Raw genomic sequence first — 15,315 nt, 5'->3', positions numbered from 1 at the left:
GCCCGGGCGAACGCCCTCGGGGGACACCGCGGCGGGACGCGTCGGGCTCAGCCGCCGGCGAACGGCGGGAGCACGTCGAGGGTGGCCGCCCCGCCCACCACGGCGGAGCGGTCGCGCACCGCCACCTCGTCGAGCAGGAAGCTGCAGCGCAGCAGGACCCGCTCCAGCTCCGGGCCGTGCGCGGTGCCGAGCGCGGCGACGGCGTCGGCCACCGTCGCGCCGGCGGGGAGCTCCACGGTCTCCTCGCCGGTCCCCGCGGCGGCCTTGGCCGCGGCGAAGTACCGGACGGTGAGGGTCCTGGTCTCCAGGGACAGAGTCATGGTCATCCTCCGATCGCGCTCATCGGGCGCGCAGGCTGCAGGAATCCGGGGTCGTCGATGCCGTGGCCGGCCTTCTTGCCCCACATCGCGTCGCGCCAGACGTCGGCGATCTCGGCATCGGTCGCGCCGCCGCGGAGCATGGCGCGCAGGTCGGTCTCGCCGGTGGCGAACAGACAGGTGCGGACCTGGCCGTCGGCGGTGAGCCGGGTCCGGTCGCAGGCCCCGCAGAACGGGCGGGTCACCGAGGCGATCACACCGACGGTGGCCGGGCCCCCGGCGGTGCCGATGCTCGTTCCGTCGAGCCTGCTCTCGGTGCCGATGCTCGTTCCGTCCAGCCTGCTCTCGACCACGAACTTCTCGGCGGGTGCCCCGCCGCGGTCCTCGTCGGACGGGGTGAGCACGAAGCGCTCCTCGAGCCGCGCCAGGATCTCGTCGGCGGTGATCATCTCGGTGCGACGCCAGCCGTGCTGGGCGTCCAGCGGCATCTGCTCGATGAACCGCAGCTGGTAGCCGTGGGCCAGCGCGAACTCCAGCAGGTCCGCGGCCTCGTCGTCGTTGACGCCGCGCAGCAGCACCGCGTTGATCTTCACCGGGGCCAGGCCCGCGGCCTGCGCGGCGGCCATCCCGTCGATGACGTCCGACAGCCGGTCGCGCCGGGTGATCTGCGCGAACCGCTCCGGGCGCAGGGTGTCCATCGAGACGTTGAGCCGGTTCACCCCGGCCGCCGCGAGGGCCTCGGCACGACGGGCGAGTCCGATGCCGTTGGTCGTCAGCGAGATGTCCGGACGGGGCTCCAGCGCCGACGCGGCGGCGAAGATGTCCTCCAGGCCCTTGCGCAGCAGCGGCTCGCCGCCGGTGAACCGCAGCTCCTCGACACCGAGGTCCCGCACGGCGAGCGCGATCAGCCGGTTCAGCTCCGCGTCGGTCAGCTGCTCGGAGCGAGGCATCCAGTCCAGGCCCTCGGCGGGCATGCAGTAGGTGCAGCGCAGGTTGCAGCGGTCGGTGAGCGAGATCCGCAGGTCGGTCGCGACCCGTCCGAACCCGTCGACGAGACGGGGGTCGGCCGGGCGGGACGGGTCCCGGGACGTGCCGCCCCGCAGCGACGGCAGGCCGAGCTGGGTGGTCATGGGGCCGAGGCTAGCCGCCGACGGCGACGCTCGCCCAGAGCGGGTTTCCGCAGCTCAGACCGGTATTCCGCACCCGCGGACGTGGCTGCGGCCACGTCGTCGCAGGTGCGGAACTAGTCACCGTGTACCTAGTCGAAGAACTAGTCACATAGTTACGTCCGGTGGGCCTTCAGCTCCTGCCGGGCGACGGAGCGGACGTGCACCTCGTCCGGTCCGTCGGCGAAGCGCAGGGCGCGCGCCCACGCGTAGAAGTAGGCCAGCGGGGTGTCGTCGCTCATCGCCGCGCCGCCGTGCACCTGCATCGCCCGGTCGATCACCGTGCAGGCCATCCGGGGCACCACGACCTTGATCGAGGCGATCTCGGTCGCCGCGCCCTTGGCGCCGTGCGCGTCGATCAGCCAGGCCGTCTTCAGGGTGAGCAGCCGGGCCTGCTCGATCTCCATCCGGGACAGCGCGATCTGCTCGCGCACCACGCCCTGGTCGGCCAGCGGCCCGCCGAAGGCCACCCGGGACCGTGCGCGCTCGGTCATCAGGTGCAGGGCACGCTCGGCCATGCCGATCAGCCGCATGCAGTGGTGGATCCGGCCGGGGCCCAGGCGGGCCTGGGCGATCGCGAAGCCGCCGCCCTCCTCGCCGAGCAGGTTCGACGCGGGCACCCGCACGCCGTCGAACCGCAGCTCGGAGTGCCCGTGCTGGTCCTGGTAGCCGAAGGTCGGCAGGTGCCGCTCGATGGTGAGGCCCGGCGTGTCGCGCGGGACCAGGATCATCGACTGGCGGCGGTGGTTCGACACGGTGTCGTCGTCCGCGGCGGTCTTGCCCATGACGATGAAGATCCGGCAGCGCTCGTCGGCGGCACCGGAGATCCACCACTTGCGGCCGTCGATGACGTAGTCGTCGCCGTCGCGCCGGATCCGGGTCTGGATGTTGGTGGCGTCGGAGGAGGCGACGTCCGGCTCGGTCATCGCGAACGCCGAGCGGATCTCGCCCGCCAGCAGCGGTTCCAGCCACTCCTGCTTCTGCGCGGGGGTGCCGAACAGGTGCAGGGTCTCCATGTTCCCGGTGTCGGGGGCCTGGCAGTTGATGACCTCGGGGGCGATCACCGGAGACCAGCCGGACACCTCGGCCACCGCGGCGTAGTCCACGTTGGACAGGCCCGAGACGTCGGGCAGGAACAGGTTCCACAGGCCCCGCTCGCGGGCCTCGGCCTTCAGCTCCTCCACCACCGGTGGCAGGTCCCACTCCTGCGGCGTGCCGCGCCGCTGCGCACGGAAGGCGTCGTAGGCGGCCTCGGACGGCAGGATGCGCTCGTCGAGGAAGGCGCGCATGCGCCCGGTGTAGTCGGCGGCCACGGCGCTGGGTGCGAAGTCCACGCCGAGGATCAGACCACACGCCGTCGTCGGGTGGCAGGTCGTGCGTCGACGGTCCGCCGTGGCCTCGCCGCAGGCGCGACCCTAGTATCGCGACCGTGCCGCACTTCAGGATCTCCGAGGCCGCCCGACTGCTCGGCGTCAGCGACGACACCGTCCGCCGCTGGGTGGACGCGGGGACGCTGCCGGTGCAGGCCGACGCGTCGAACCGCAAGGTCATCGACGGTGCCGCGCTCGCCGCGTTCGCCCGCGACCACGCGACCGCCCCGCCGGACCCCTCGGTGGTGCAGCGCTCGGCCCGCAACCGGATGGTCGGTCTGGTCACCTCGGTGCTGGCCGACACGGTGATGGCCCAGGTGGAGATGCAGTGCGGGCCGCACCGCGTGGTGTCGCTGATGAGCAGCGAGGCCGTGCGCGAGCTCGGTCTCGAGCCCGGTGCGCTCGCCGTGGCGGTGATCAAGTCGACGAACGTGGTGGTGGAGACGCCGGGCGGACACCTGTGATCCCGGGGGCCGGCACCGCCGCCGCGCCGGCCCCGACCCGGCGACGCGAGGGCGCAGCCGACCGCCACGGCACCGGCGTCGGCCTGCCGGTCTGGATGTGGATCCCGGCCGGCATCGGCTTCGCCGTGATCGCGCTGCCCGTGCTCGGCCTGCTCTGGGAGGCCGACTGGGCCGAGACCCCCCGCCTGCTCACCAGCGAGGCCGCGCTGTCGGCGCTGCGCCTGTCGCTGCTGACCGCGGCGATCTCCACGACGCTGTGCCTGCTGCTCGGCGGGCCGCTCGCGGTGGTCCTGGCCCGCGGCCGGATCAACCGGCTGCCCCGCCTGATGCGCGGGATCCGCTCGGTCGTGCTGCTCCCGCTGGTGCTGCCGCCGGTCGTCGGCGGACTCTCGCTGCTGTTCCTGCTCGGCGCCAACGGCCTGGTCGGGCAGGGTCTGGACACCGCGTTCGGGATCTTCATCCCGTTCTCGACGGCCGCCGTGGTCCTGGCCCAGACCTTCGTCGCGATGCCGTTCCTGATCGTGTCGCTGGAGGGTGCGCTGCGGACCGCGGGGGAGCGCTACGAGGCGACGGCGGCCACCCTCGGCGCGTCGCCGGGGCTGGCGTTCCGCCGGGTCACCGTGCCGCTGGTGCTGCCCGGCCTGGCGTCCGGGCTGGTCCTGGCCTTCGCCCGCTGCATGGGTGAGTTCGGTGCGACGATCGCGTTCGCCGGCAGTCTGGAGGGCACCACCCGGACCCTGCCGCTGCTGGTCTACCTGCAGGGCGAGACCGACGTCGCGGGGGCCGTCGCGCTGTCGCTGCTGCTGGTGGTCGTGTCGCTGGTGGTGATCGTCGTCGGGCGACCGCGGGGTCTGGACGGCCGCGGATGAGCAGCGGCGGCGACACGGTGGAGCCCGGTGTGGACATGAGGGCGCGGCTGGACCGGGACGGGTTCGCCCTGGACCTGGAGCTGTCGGTCGCCGCGGGCGAGGTGCTCGCGGTGCTCGGCCCGAACGGGGCGGGCAAGTCCACGATGCTCGGCATCCTGTCCGGGCTGCTGCGTCCGGACGCCGGGCACCTGCGCGTCGACGGCCGGACGCTGCTCGACACCGCCGACGGGACCTTCGTGCCGCCGCACCGGCGCGGCGTCGGGCTGCTGGCCCAGGAACCGCTGCTGTTCCCGCACCTGTCGGCGCTGGCGAACGTCGCGTTCGGGCCGCGGGCCCAGGGCACGCCCCGTGCCGCGGCCGAGTCCCGGGCCCGTGACCTGCTCGACGCCGTCGGTGTCGGCGGGCTCGCCGCTCGCCGGCCCGCGCAGCTCTCCGGCGGGCAGCAGCAGCGGGTCGCGCTGGCCCGTGCGCTGGCCCCCCGCCCGGGGCTGCTGCTGCTCGACGAGCCGCTCGCCGCTCTCGACGTCGACGCCACCCCCGCCATGCGCACCCTGCTGCGCCGGGTCATCGCCGACGGCAAGCAGACCGCCCTGCTGGTCACCCACGACGCGCTCGACGCGCTCGTGCTCGCCGACCGCGTCGTCGTGCTGGACCGGGGCCGGATCGTCGAGTCCGGTCCCGCCCGGGACGTCCTGGCCCGTCCGCGGAGCGCGTTCTCCGCCCGGATCGCGGGGCTGGACCTGGTGCCGGGCACCGCCGAGGGCTCGGGGGTGCGCACCGCCGACGGGACCGAGATCCAGGGCCGCGCGGTCGAGGTCACCGCGGGCGAGCCCGCGGTCGCGGTGTTCCCGCCGTCGGCGGTGGCGGTGCACGGCAGCAGGCCCGGGGGCAGTCCGCGCAACGTCTTCCCGGTCCGGATCGCCGCGCTGGAGCCGCGCGGGGACACCGTGCGGCTGCGGGCCGCACCGGTCGCCGGGGGGCCGGACTGGGTGGCCGGGCTGGCCGCCGACGTCACCCCGGCCGCCGTCGCCGAACTGGGTGTCGAACCCGGTCACGAGGTGTGGTTCGCGGTGAAGGCGACCGAGGTCGCCGTGCACGGCCGGCACGCCTGAGAGCAGCGACCGATCCGCTGATCGCGCAGCTCGGTGCCCTGCCGGACCCCGGTCGGCAGGCGTGCCCGGCACCCCCGGTGCCGAAACACTCCGTCACCCGGGTGGTCCCATGTGTCACCCGGACCACCATCGTGTCTCTCGCATCAGGCGTCACAGGCGCATACCGTCGCTGTCTGTGAGTCCCCTGCGTCCCCGCGCCGCCCGACTGGTCACTGCCGGTGTCCTGGCGGTCGCGCTCGGTGTTCCTCTCGCACCGACGGCGTCCGCCACCGAGACGGCGGCGTCGGCGCCTGCCGGATACCTGGTGCAGACGGCGACCGACGGACAGACCCGGGCCGCCGCCGAGTCCGTCGGCGTCGAACCCACGGCCACCTTCGACAGCGTGGTGCACGGCTTCGCCGCGGACCTCACCCCCGCCCAGGCGACCGAGCTGCGCGACCGGCCCGGCGTCGTCGGGGTGGAGGAGGACCGCACGATCTCCCCGCTCGACCCGCAGGCCGTCCACCAGGACGCGCCGGTCGTCCCGCTCGCCACTGCCGAGCAGGCGCCGGGCAACTGGGGGCTCGACCGCATCGACCAGCCGAACCTGCCGTTGGACGGGCAGTACCGGCACACCGCGACCGGCGCCGGGGTGGACGTCTTCGTCCTCGACACCGGTGTCGACGCGAGCCACCCGCAGTTCGGCGGCCGGGCGAAGCTCGAGCTCAACACCATCGACCGGACCGACACCGACTGCGACGGGCACGGCACGGTCGTCGCGGGGATCGCCGCGTCGACGGACTACGGCGTGGCACCGGGCGCGAACGTGCGCGCGGTGAAGGTGCTCGACTGCAACGGCACCGGGACGCTGTCGTCGCTGATCGCCGGTCTGGACTGGGTGTCGAAGAACAAGCGCGGCCCCGCGGTCGCGGTGATGTCGTGGAGCTACGGCGGCTCGCCGATGCTCCAGCAGGCCGTCCAGCGCATGATCGACTCCGGGGTGTTCGCGGCGTCCTCGGCGGGCAACACCGGCGGCGACGACTGCACCGCGCTGCCCCGCGCGATCGACGACGTGCTGGTCGTCGCGAACTCGACGATCGACGACAAGCGCGCCTCGAACTCCTCGACCGGCCGCTGTGTCGCGCTCTACGCGCCGGGCACCCGGATCGTCGCGCCGGTCCCCGGTGGCGGCACCGCCTCCTACAGCGGGACCTCGATGGCCGCGCCGTTCGCGGCCGGTGTCGCGGCGCTCTACAAGCAGGCCCGCGGGGACGCCCCGGCCACCACCGTCAAGAAGTGGATCGTCGACAACGCGGTCCCGGGGAAGATCGACGGCGGCGACACCGGCGGCACCCCGAACCGGCTGCTGCAGACCGGCGGGCTCTAGCTCCGGGCCCCGTCGATCCGGGCCTCGTCGGCCCACTCCCACAGCTCGTACGCGGGCTGGTCGAGCAGGTCGTTCAGCTCGGCCGGGTCGTTCGACGGGGCCGCGACCCACACCGTCCGGTCGGTCCACAGCCACGCGAGGCGAGGTCCGCGGTTTCCGGAGAGGTCGGGCGCGCCGTCCCGCGCCGGACGGCGGTCCAGCAACCCGTCCCAGCCGTCCGGGCCCGCCTCGTCGAGTGCGTCGAGCACGGTCCCGCTGGTCACCGGCTCGCCCCGGTCGGCGACCGACGCCGCGATCCGGTCCGGGTCCACCACCCCGGCCGGCAGCACCGCGGCCGCGACCAGTACGTCCACCACCCGGTCCAGCCGCTCCCGGCCCTCCGCCGACAGCGCGGGCACCACCCGCACCGCGTCCGGCAGCGTCGAGGCCGCACCACCCGCGCCGGGTACCACGACCTCCGTCGCCGGCACCGCGGGCGCGAACTCGGCCTGTCGCGCGAGCCGCCACGACCGCCGGGCCAGGAACCCGAACACCGTGACGGCCACCGCGGCCGCCACGAACGGGATCGCCCGCCCGGCCTGCACGCCGGCCACGACGAACCAGCCGCCGACCACCACCGCCCCCGCCGCCGAGATCGCTGCGGAGACCCGGTCGACCGTGCCAGGGCGTGCCATGTCCGCAGGATAGGCGCGACCCCCGGTGACCCCGATAGCGTCCGGCGCATGCCCGGCACGCCCCCCGCCGACCTCGCGTCCCTCGCTCGTCGCTACCTCGCCCCCGCCACCGCCGAGTGCCCCACGTTCGTCGAGGACACCGAGTGGGAGCCGATCGTCGACGGCGTGGACTACTTCGCCCGGCTGCGGGACCTGTTCGACCGGGCGGGGCCCGGCGACACGGTGCTGGTCACCGGCCTGAACCTCGAACCCGACATGGACCTGCGCGGCCTGGCTCCGGACGAGGAGGGCTACGAAGCGCTCGCCGACCGCTTCGCGCGCCTCGTCGACGCCGGGGTCGACCTGCGCGTGCTGCTCACCGCGGCGGTGTTCTCCGGCTCGGTGCCCGGGGTGGCGATCGGGCCGTTCCGGGCGAACGCGTTCGCCGCGCTGGAGCTGCGCCGCCGCCCGCAGCTGGCCGGACGGGTGCTGCTCGACTGGTCGGGCTCCGGGATCGGCTGCCACCACCAGAAGGTGGTGCTCACCCACGTCGGCGGCGAGCTGACGGCGTTCGTCGGCGGGCTGGATTTGTCCGCCAACCGGTTCGACGCCGAGCCGCACGACCGGCTGTCCATCGGCGAGGAGCGCTGGGGCTGGCACGACGGTGCCGCCGTGCTGCGCGGGCCCGGTGCCGCCCGGGTGTGGGAGGTCTACCGCGGCCGGTGGACCGAGGCCGCCACGCTCCCGCCGCGCCGGTTCATGGTCGGCCCCACCGACTGGGAGCCGATGAACCCCGAGCCGTTCGTCGCCGACCTGCCGCCGTCGCCGCCGGCCCCGCCGTACCCCTCCCCGGGCACCGCGGTGCAGGTCCTGCGCTCGCTGCGGCCGTGGAAGATCGACCACTTCGGGATGCTCTACCGGCGGCACTGGACGGTGCTCCCGCGGCACGGCGTGCAGGAGGTCTTCCACACGCTGTCCGCGGCGATCCGCGGCGCCCGGCGCTACGTCTACCTGGAGGACCAGTACTTCTTCGAGGTCCCGGGCGGGCGACGGGCGTTCCGGCTCTACGGGCTGCTGCGCGACGCCGCCGCCCGCGGGGTGAAGGTCGTGCTCGTCTGCTCGGGACGCAAGGACCCGGTCGACGCCGGGGTGAACAAGTTCCGCCGCCGCGTCACCGGCGACGTCCAGCGCGGCGTGATCGACCAGCTCGCCCCGGGCGACCGCGGCAACGTGATCATGCACCGGATCGAGGACCTCACCGTCCACACCAAGCTCGCGCTGGTCGACGACGTCTTCGCCTCCATCGGGTCGGCCAACTTCTTCTCCCGCTCGATGCGCGGCACCGACACCGAGCTGTCGACGGCGTTCGTCACCTCCGGCCACCAGGTGCGTGACCTGCGGGTACGGCTGTGGGCCGAGCACCTGCGCACCGAGCTGACCGACGAGCTCGCCCCCCGGCTGGCCGACCTGGACCTCGCCCTGGGCATGTGGCGGCCGGAGTGGCTGCCGCCGGACGCGCCGGCCGGGACCTGGCGGGTGCCCGGCTACCCCGCCGGGTTCGCCCCGGCCGAACGGGTACTGGTGCCGGTCGGGCCCTGGCCCGAGCCCTCCCCGCGGCCGCTGCGCCGCGCGGCCCACGGGGCACGGCGCGGGGCGGCGAAGGTCGCCGAGTCCGGGAGGCGCCGCCTGTCCTCGTCGTGACGTCGCGTGATGCCGACGGGTGTTGGCAACCGCGTCGTCCGGGGTGAGGATGTGACGACCAGCACTGAGCCACCCGAGGAGTACGACGTCGTGATCCCCGCCGGAACCCCCGCCGTCCCGTCCTATGCGTCCGGGATCTCGGACACCCCGCTGCTCGGCGACACCATCGGCGACAACCTCGACCGCACGGTCGCCCGGGTCCCGGACAACGACGCGCTCGTCGAGGTGCAGACCGGGCGCCGCTGGACCTACCGCGAGCTGCGGGCCGCCGTCGACGACCTGGCCACCGGCCTGCTCGCGACCGGGCTCACCGTGGGGGACCGGCTCGGGATCTGGTCGCCGAACACCGCGGAGTGGACGCTGACCCAGTTCGCGACGGCCAAGATCGGCGTCGTCCTGGTCAACATCAACCCGTCCTACCGGACCCACGAGCTGGAGTTCGTGCTCAAGCAGGCCGGGATCTCGACGCTGGTGTCAGCGTCGTCGTTCAAGACCTCCGACTACGAGAAGATGATCGCCGAGGTCCGGCCGGACTGCCCCGAGCTGACGCAGGTCGTGATCACCGGATCGCCCGAGTGGGACGCGTTGGCCGCGGGCGACGCCTCCCGCCGCGACGAGCTGGCGCAGGTCCAGGCGTCGCTGACGGCCGACGACCCGATCAACATCCAGTACACGTCCGGGACGACCGGGTTCCCGAAGGGCGCGACGCTGTCGCACCACAACATCCTCAACAACGGCTACTACGTCGGCCGGACCTGCGGCTACACCGAGGCCGACCGGGTCGCCATCCCGGTGCCCTTCTACCACTGCTTCGGCATGGTCATGGGCAACCTCGCCTGCTCCACCAGCGGCGCGACGATGGTCGTCCCGGCGCAGGGCTTCGACCCGAAGGCGACCCTGCACGCCGTGCAGCAGGAGCGCTGCACCTCGCTCTACGGGGTGCCGACGATGTTCATCGCCGAGCTCAACGACCCGGACTTCGGCTCCTACGACCTGTCCACCCTGCGCACCGGGATCATGGCCGGCTCGCCGTGCCCGGTCGAGGTGATGAAGCAGGTCGTCGACCGGATGGGCATGACCGAGGTGACCATCGCCTACGGCATGACCGAGACCAGCCCGGTGTCGACCCAGACCCGCGCCGACGACACCCTCGAACGGCGGGTGTCCACGGTCGGGCGGGTGCACCCGCACCTGGAGGTCAAGGTCGTCGACCCGGAGACGGGCCGGACACTGCCGCGCGGCGAGCCCGGCGAGCTGTGCACCCGCGGCTACTCGGTGATGCTGGGCTACTGGGAGCAGCCGGAGAAGACCGCCGAGGTCATCGACCGCGCCCGCTGGATGCACACCGGCGATCTCGCCGTGATGGACGACGAGGGCTACCTCAACATCACCGGCCGGATCAAGGACATGGTCATCCGCGGCGGGGAGAACGTGTACCCGCGCGAGATCGAGGAGTTCCTCTACACCCACCCCGACGTCGTCGACGCCCAGGTCATCGGGGTCCCCGACGAGCGCTACGGCGAGGAGCTCTGCGCCTGGGTGGTGCTGCGCGACGGTGCGGCGACCATGACCGCCGACACGCTGCGCGAGTTCGCCACGGGGAAGCTGGCGCACTACAAGATCCCGCGCTACGTGCTCGTCGTCGACGAGTTCCCGATGACGGTCACCGGCAAGGTCCGCAAGGTCGAGATGCGCGAGAAGTCGGTGGGGCTGCTGGACCTGGAGGGTGCGGCGAACGTCCGAAACGCCTGACCCCGGACGGGTTCCCAGGCGTACCATCGGGGACGGCGCGTCCGGGGAGCCCGGGCGCGTTTGTCGTGCACGCAGCAACACAGCAAGCAGGAATCGAGGACGACGGTGCCCACCGGCAGGGTGAAGTGGTACGACGCGGAGAAGGGCTTCGGGTTCCTCTCCCAGGACGGCGGTGAGGACGTCTACGTGCGCAAGGCGGCGCTGCCGTCCGGCGTGGAGGCGCTCAAGTCCGGTCAGCGGGTCGAGTTCGGGATGGCCGAGGGCCGCCGCGGTCCGCAGGCGCTGTCCGTGCGCATCGTCGAGAAGCAGGCGTCCGCGGTGGAGAACACCCGCCGCCCGGCCGAGGAGCTGCACGGCCTCATCGAGGACATGATGGGGCTGCTGGAGAACAAGATCCAGCCGGCGCTGCGGCACGGGCGCTACCCCGACCGCAAGACCTGCAAGCTGGCCGCCGAGGCCGTGCGGGCCGTGGCCCGCGACCTGGACGGCTGACCCACCCGCCCCGCCGGGCCGCAGCGGGGCGGGGCGGGGCGGAATGGTCGCGGGGGCGGGCGGTGTTGGGGCGGGTGTGCGCCTGTCGATGTTGGACCGCTCGCGGACGCGGGCCGGGGAGCCCGACGCCGCCGCGGTCCGCGGGACGGTGGCGCGCGCGGTGCGCGCCGAGCAGCTCGGCTACCACCGGTTCTGGGTGGCCGAGCACCACGCCGTGCCCGGGATCGCGTCGGGCAGCCCGCCGGTCCTGATGGCCGCGGTGGGCGCGGCGACGTCGCGGATCCGGGTCGGCTCGGGCGGGATCATGCTGCCCAACCACCAGCCGCTCGTCGTCGCGGAGCAGGTCGCGTTGCTGGAGGCGCTGCACCCCGGGCGGATCGACCTCGGGATCGGGCGCTCGCCCGGGTTCACCGAGCCGGTGCGCCGTGCCCTGCGTGCCGGGGCCGCGGACGACGCCGCGTTCCGCGCCGCCCTCGACGAGCTGCGCGCCTACCTCGACGGCAGCGGCCCGGTCACCGCCCGGCCGCGGCTGGAGCACGCCGTGCCGCTGTTCCTGCTCGCGACCGGGGCGGGCCTGGCCATGGCCGGTGACCTGGGCCTGCCCGTCGTCGTCGGCGGCCCGGTGCTCGACGACCCGGCGACGCTGGCGGACTACCGCGAGCGGGCCGGGGACGCGGCGCACCTCGTGGTGTCCGTCGACGTGCTCGTCGGGGACCCGCAGCTGGCGCTGTCCGAGGCGTGGGCGCACGCCGCGGCCCGCACCACCGGCGAGTTCCCGCCGCTGGAACCGCCGGACCCGCGGCGGGTGACGACCCGGCGCCAGCGGGAGACCGTGGACCGGGCGCTGGCCCGCTCCGTCGTCGGCGACGAGGACACGGTCGCCGAGCGCCTCGACGACCTGGTGACCCGCACCGGCGCCGACGAGCTGTTGGTGTTCTCCTCGACCCACGACCGCGACGCGCAGGCCGACTCCGACGCCGCGTTGGCCCGGCTGCTCGGCGCGGGCCGCTGAGACCCGGATCGGTGCCGCTGGGACCGGTGTCCGTGCCCGCTCAGCCCTGCTCGCCGACCAGGACCCAGGTCGCGCGGACCGGGAACTGGATGTCGGTGCTCTCCGGGTCGATCGACGGCGGCGCCCCGAACACCTGCACCTGCGCGGTGACGAGCCGGTCGCCCGGCTCGGGCAGGGACAGCGTGAAGTCGGTGCGGGTGCCCGGCGCGGCGATCGCGCTGCGCTGCTGGACCGGGGTCGGGTCGGTGCCGCGGGTGAACGCGTAGGCGACCTGCCAGGGCGCGGAGGAGACCTCCTCGGGCACCGTGATGCGGACCTCCGTCCCAGGCGGGACCGGCGCGGTCACCCGGGCGTTCGGGGCGTCCTGGCAGTTCTGCAGGCTGGTGTCGCAGAACTGGGTGGGTGCGGCGACCAGCGCGGTGCCGCCGACGTCGAACGTGACGGTCGGGGCCGCGCCACCGCACCCGGCGAGGACGAGGGTGGCCGCGGCCAGGGTCCCGGCCAGCACACCGGCGGACCGGCGGGGGCGCGGTCGGGGGCGGGTGATCACGCCGACCAGCGTACGGACCGGGGCCCGGCGGGCGGGCCGGCCCTCAGCGGGCGACGGCGGCCGGGCGCGGACCCAGCCCCGGCACCAGCGAGGTGCCGCGGCGCACCAGGGCGGCCTGCAGCGCGAACACCGCCACCACCCCGGTCACGATCACGAACCCGGTGCGGAACGTGTCGTGCGGGGCGAGCACCCCGATCGCGCCGCCCAGCACCCAGGCCAGCTGCAACACGGTCTCCGACCGCCCGAACGCCGACGCCCGCGCGTGCTCGGGCAGGTCGCGCTGCACCACCGCGTCGAGGCAGACCTTCGCCAGCGCGCTCGCCGTGGACGCGACCAGCGCCGCGACCACCGCCGTCGGCACGCCCGGCAGCAGCGCCACCGTCGCCGCGGCCAGTACCGCCGCCGCGGCCGCGGCCAGCACCACCGGCTCGACCCGGGAGAAGCGGCTGCGCGCGCCCACCGCGTTGCCGACGAACAGCCCGACGCCGGCGGCCGCACCGACCATCCCGATCACCATCAGCTGGCCGGCGGGGTCGCCGTCGGGTGACCGTTCGGCCCCGGCCTTCACCACGAAGGCGACGAACAGCGTGAGGAACCCGGTCAGCACCCGCACCGTGCTCGTGCCCCACAGCGCGACGAGCACCGCCCGGGTGGCGGGGACGCGGGAGCGGCGCGAGCCCGGGCGGGCGGCGGGCACCGCGGCTGTCACCTCGCCCGCGGTCGACTCGACCCACCGGGGGATCCGCAGGCAGAGCACCGCGCCGGCGACCCCGAGCAGCGCCGTCCACCACAGCGGCCCGGCCCCGCCCGCGACCAGCGCAGCCCCGCCGGCGACGGCCCCGGCGACCCCGCCCGCGGCCATCCCGAACGTGGTGAGCCGGGAGTTCGTCGTCGCCAGGGTGATCGTCGAGGGCAGCACCCGCGGGGTCACGGCCGCCTTGAGCACCAGGAACGACTTGGACAGCACCATGATCCCCAGCGCGGCCGGGTAGAGCAGCCAGTCGTCGAGGTGGAACACCAGCACCACGGCGAGCACCGCGCGCCCGGCGCAGGACACCGCCATCGCGATCCGCCTGCCCCGCTGCAACCGGTCCAGCGCGGGACCGATCACCGGCGCCACCAGCGCGAACGGTGCGACGGTGATCGCCAGGTAGAGCGCGACGTTCGCGGTGGACTCCGCCGTCGCCGCCGCGAAGAACAGCGTGTTCGCCAGCGCGACGGCGACCGCGGCGTCGAGCGCGTAGGTCAGCATCGTGGCGTAGGTGAGCGCGGTCAGCCCGGACCGGTCGGCGCCGTCGGCGGTCGCGGCGCGCCGGAACAGCGCGACCGCGCGCCCGCCCAGCTCGCGGGTGCGGTGCACGGCGACCCGGGTGACCGTCGGCCTGCGGGGGACGGAGGCCGGGCCGGGGCGGGGCAGCTCGTCGGTGGCGGCACCGGCGGGGCGCCCGCGGCGCAGCGCCGGGTCCGAGGCGATCGGGGTCGTGGCCGGAGCCCTGACCGGGGTGGTGCGCGGATCCCGGCCACGTCTCGACGCGGCCGCCCGGCGGCGGCTGCGGAACGGGTTCGGTGCCACCCGGTCATTGTGCAGGCGGGCACCGACGGTTCAGGCGATCCCGGCGGGTGGTGTCACCCGGCCGGCGCAGCGTGCGTCAGGCCGGGGGCACCGGGAGCCGCACCCGGAACGTCGTCGGCCACAGCTTGCCGGTGAGCAGGTACTCGTCGCCGTCGACGTGGGCGATGCCGTTGAGCACGTCGGCCCCGGCCCGCTGCCCGGCCGGCAGCAGCCCGGTCGCGTCGACGACGGCGTCGACGACCCCGGTCGCCGGGTCGATCCGCACGATGTCGTCGGTCTGCCAGACGTTGGCCCACACCCGGTCCCCGACGCACTCCAGCTCGTTGAGCCGGGTCACCGGGACGCCGTCCAGGGTGACGGCCACCGAGCCGGTCGGCGCCAGGTCGGCCGGATCGTGGAAGAACAGGCGGTCACCGCCGTCCGAGCGCACCACCCGGTCGCCGAGCAGGCACAGCCCCCAGCCCTCGCCGTCGACGGGCACCTCGCGCAGCGGCCGCAGCGTCGCGCGGTCCCACTCGACCGCCACCCCGTCCTGCCAGGTCAGCTGCCAGATCCGATCCCCGACGACGGTGATGCCCTCCCCGAAGTAGGCCGGCGGCAGCGGGCTGGCCGCCCGCACCGCACCCGTCGCCGGGTCCAGCGCGCGCAGCTGCGAGCGCCCCACCCGGCCGGTCCCCTCGTAGAGCGTGCCGTCGCGCAGCTCCAGGCCCTGGGTGAACGCCTGCGGGTCGTGCGGGATCTCGGCCAGGACCTGCGGGCGGACCACCGGTACCGGGCCCGGGGCGGGCAGCCCGGGCGCCGGGGCGGCGGCGCCGCATGCCACCAGGGCCAGCACGAGGGCCGGCAGGAGGGTGAGCAGGCCCGTCACGGACGGGCGGCGGAGCAGCGCGCGGGCGGGCACCCGCCCAGGATGCCCGG

The 15,315-nt window shown here is 74.7% G+C and carries 15 protein-coding genes; 8 read left to right on the top strand and 7 right to left on the bottom strand.

The annotated features are described in order from the left end of the window. Positions 1-47: 47 nt before the first annotated feature. From Ae717Ps2_RS24190 to Ae717Ps2_RS24180, 3 genes are all read right to left on the bottom strand, one after another. Positions 48-320 (bottom strand): MoaD/ThiS family protein, encoded by a 273-nt coding sequence (locus tag Ae717Ps2_RS24190; protein WP_043281880.1) that lies wholly within the window; start codon positions 318-320, stop codon positions 48-50. Between the two features lie 2 nt (positions 321-322). Continuing rightward, a complete protein-coding gene (gene moaA / locus Ae717Ps2_RS24185; protein WP_020627633.1) occupies positions 323-1,447 on the bottom strand; it encodes a GTP 3',8-cyclase MoaA in 1,125 nt (374 codons plus the stop codon). Between the two features lie 152 nt (positions 1,448-1,599). Then, on the bottom strand, positions 1,600-2,817 hold the full coding sequence (locus tag Ae717Ps2_RS24180; protein WP_075309922.1) for an acyl-CoA dehydrogenase family protein: 1,218 nt from the start codon (positions 2,815-2,817) through the stop codon (positions 1,600-1,602). Positions 2,818-2,912: 95 nt separating this feature from the next. Here Ae717Ps2_RS24180 and Ae717Ps2_RS24175 point away from each other — a divergent pair, with 95 nt between their 5' ends. From Ae717Ps2_RS24175 to Ae717Ps2_RS24160, 4 genes are all read left to right on the top strand, one after another. Next, a complete protein-coding gene (locus Ae717Ps2_RS24175) occupies positions 2,913-3,317 on the top strand; it encodes a molybdopterin-binding protein (RefSeq protein ID WP_020627631.1) in 405 nt (134 codons plus the stop codon). 95 nt (positions 3,318-3,412) lie between these two features. After that, positions 3,413-4,186: an ABC transporter permease gene (locus Ae717Ps2_RS24170; protein ID WP_075312735.1), complete on the top strand. Its 774-nt coding sequence runs from the start codon at positions 3,413-3,415 to the stop codon at positions 4,184-4,186. After that, on the top strand, positions 4,183-5,298 hold the full coding sequence (locus Ae717Ps2_RS24165; protein WP_369804856.1) for a sulfate/molybdate ABC transporter ATP-binding protein: 1,116 nt from the start codon (positions 4,183-4,185) through the stop codon (positions 5,296-5,298). The genes Ae717Ps2_RS24170 and Ae717Ps2_RS24165 overlap by 4 nt, the downstream gene beginning before the upstream one ends. A 175-nt stretch (positions 5,299-5,473) precedes the next feature. Continuing rightward, positions 5,474-6,664 (top strand): S8 family peptidase, encoded by a 1,191-nt coding sequence (locus tag Ae717Ps2_RS24160; RefSeq protein WP_083702483.1) that lies wholly within the window; start codon positions 5,474-5,476, stop codon positions 6,662-6,664. On the opposite strand, the gene Ae717Ps2_RS24155 is transcribed toward Ae717Ps2_RS24160, so the two are convergent. Then, a complete protein-coding gene (locus Ae717Ps2_RS24155; RefSeq protein ID WP_075309924.1) occupies positions 6,661-7,338 on the bottom strand; it encodes a hypothetical protein in 678 nt (225 codons plus the stop codon). The two genes, Ae717Ps2_RS24160 and Ae717Ps2_RS24155, sit on opposite strands and share 4 nt — an antisense overlap. Positions 7,339-7,386: 48 nt before the next feature. On the opposite strand from Ae717Ps2_RS24155, the gene Ae717Ps2_RS24150 reads away from it, so the two are divergent. The 4 genes from Ae717Ps2_RS24150 (at position 7,387) to Ae717Ps2_RS24135 (ending at position 12,274) form a co-directional block, all read left to right on the top strand. Beyond that, positions 7,387-9,018 (top strand): phosphatidylserine/phosphatidylglycerophosphate/cardiolipin synthase family protein, encoded by a 1,632-nt coding sequence (locus Ae717Ps2_RS24150; protein WP_075333929.1) that lies wholly within the window; start codon positions 7,387-7,389, stop codon positions 9,016-9,018. 90 nt (positions 9,019-9,108) lie between these two features. Further along, on the top strand, positions 9,109-10,770 hold the full coding sequence (locus tag Ae717Ps2_RS24145; RefSeq protein ID WP_233147805.1) for an AMP-binding protein: 1,662 nt from the start codon (positions 9,109-9,111) through the stop codon (positions 10,768-10,770). Positions 10,771-10,875: 105 nt separating this feature from the next. Next, positions 10,876-11,262, top strand: a complete 387-nt coding sequence (locus tag Ae717Ps2_RS24140) for a cold-shock protein (protein ID WP_043281879.1) — start codon at positions 10,876-10,878, stop codon at positions 11,260-11,262. Between the two features lie 88 nt (positions 11,263-11,350). Beyond that, positions 11,351-12,274 carry an MsnO8 family LLM class oxidoreductase gene (locus Ae717Ps2_RS24135; RefSeq protein WP_233147672.1) on the top strand — a complete coding sequence of 308 codons (924 nt, stop codon included), beginning with the start codon at positions 11,351-11,353 and terminating at the stop codon, positions 12,272-12,274. 40 nt (positions 12,275-12,314) lie between these two features. Here Ae717Ps2_RS24135 and Ae717Ps2_RS24130 read toward each other — a convergent pair whose 3' ends face one another. From Ae717Ps2_RS24130 to Ae717Ps2_RS24120, 3 genes are all read right to left on the bottom strand, one after another. After that, a complete protein-coding gene (locus tag Ae717Ps2_RS24130) occupies positions 12,315-12,824 on the bottom strand; it encodes a DUF2771 family protein (RefSeq protein WP_075309930.1) in 510 nt (169 codons plus the stop codon). 43 nt (positions 12,825-12,867) lie between these two features. After that, complete coding sequence (locus Ae717Ps2_RS24125; RefSeq protein ID WP_075309932.1) at positions 12,868-14,397, bottom strand: MFS transporter; 1,530 nt, start codon at positions 14,395-14,397, stop codon at positions 12,868-12,870. Positions 14,398-14,473: 76 nt separating this feature from the next. After that, the gene (locus tag Ae717Ps2_RS24120) at positions 14,474-15,298 is read right to left on the bottom strand and encodes a glutaminyl-peptide cyclotransferase (RefSeq protein WP_233147671.1); all 825 of its coding nucleotides are present in this window, start codon (positions 15,296-15,298) and stop codon (positions 14,474-14,476) included. Positions 15,299-15,315: the final 17 nt, after the last annotated feature.

This window comes from Pseudonocardia sp. Ae717_Ps2 (assembly GCF_001932475.1).
GTDB lineage: Bacteria > Actinomycetota > Actinomycetes > Mycobacteriales > Pseudonocardiaceae > Pseudonocardia.
Note: the sequence above shows the minus strand (reverse complement) of the source record. Positions and strands in the feature narration are given on the sequence as shown.

What these genes read in the sequence shown, in the direction of transcription:
- Ae717Ps2_RS24190 (WP_043281880.1), bottom strand. Translation starts at nt 320, where the DNA reads ATGACTCTGTCCCTGGAGACCAGGACCCTCACCGTCCGGTACTTCGCC.
- moaA (WP_020627633.1), bottom strand. Translation starts at nt 1,447, where the DNA reads ATGACCACCCAGCTCGGCCTGCCGTCGCTGCGGGGCGGCACGTCCCGG.
- Ae717Ps2_RS24170 (WP_075312735.1), top strand. Translation starts at nt 3,413, where the DNA reads ATGTGGATCCCGGCCGGCATCGGCTTCGCCGTGATCGCGCTGCCCGTG.
- Ae717Ps2_RS24165 (WP_369804856.1), top strand. Translation starts at nt 4,183, where the DNA reads ATGAGCAGCGGCGGCGACACGGTGGAGCCCGGTGTGGACATGAGGGCG.
- Ae717Ps2_RS24155 (WP_075309924.1), bottom strand. Translation starts at nt 7,338, where the DNA reads ATGGCACGCCCTGGCACGGTCGACCGGGTCTCCGCAGCGATCTCGGCG.
- Ae717Ps2_RS24150 (WP_075333929.1), top strand. Translation starts at nt 7,387, where the DNA reads ATGCCCGGCACGCCCCCCGCCGACCTCGCGTCCCTCGCTCGTCGCTAC.
- Ae717Ps2_RS24135 (WP_233147672.1), top strand. Translation starts at nt 11,351, where the DNA reads ATGTTGGACCGCTCGCGGACGCGGGCCGGGGAGCCCGACGCCGCCGCG.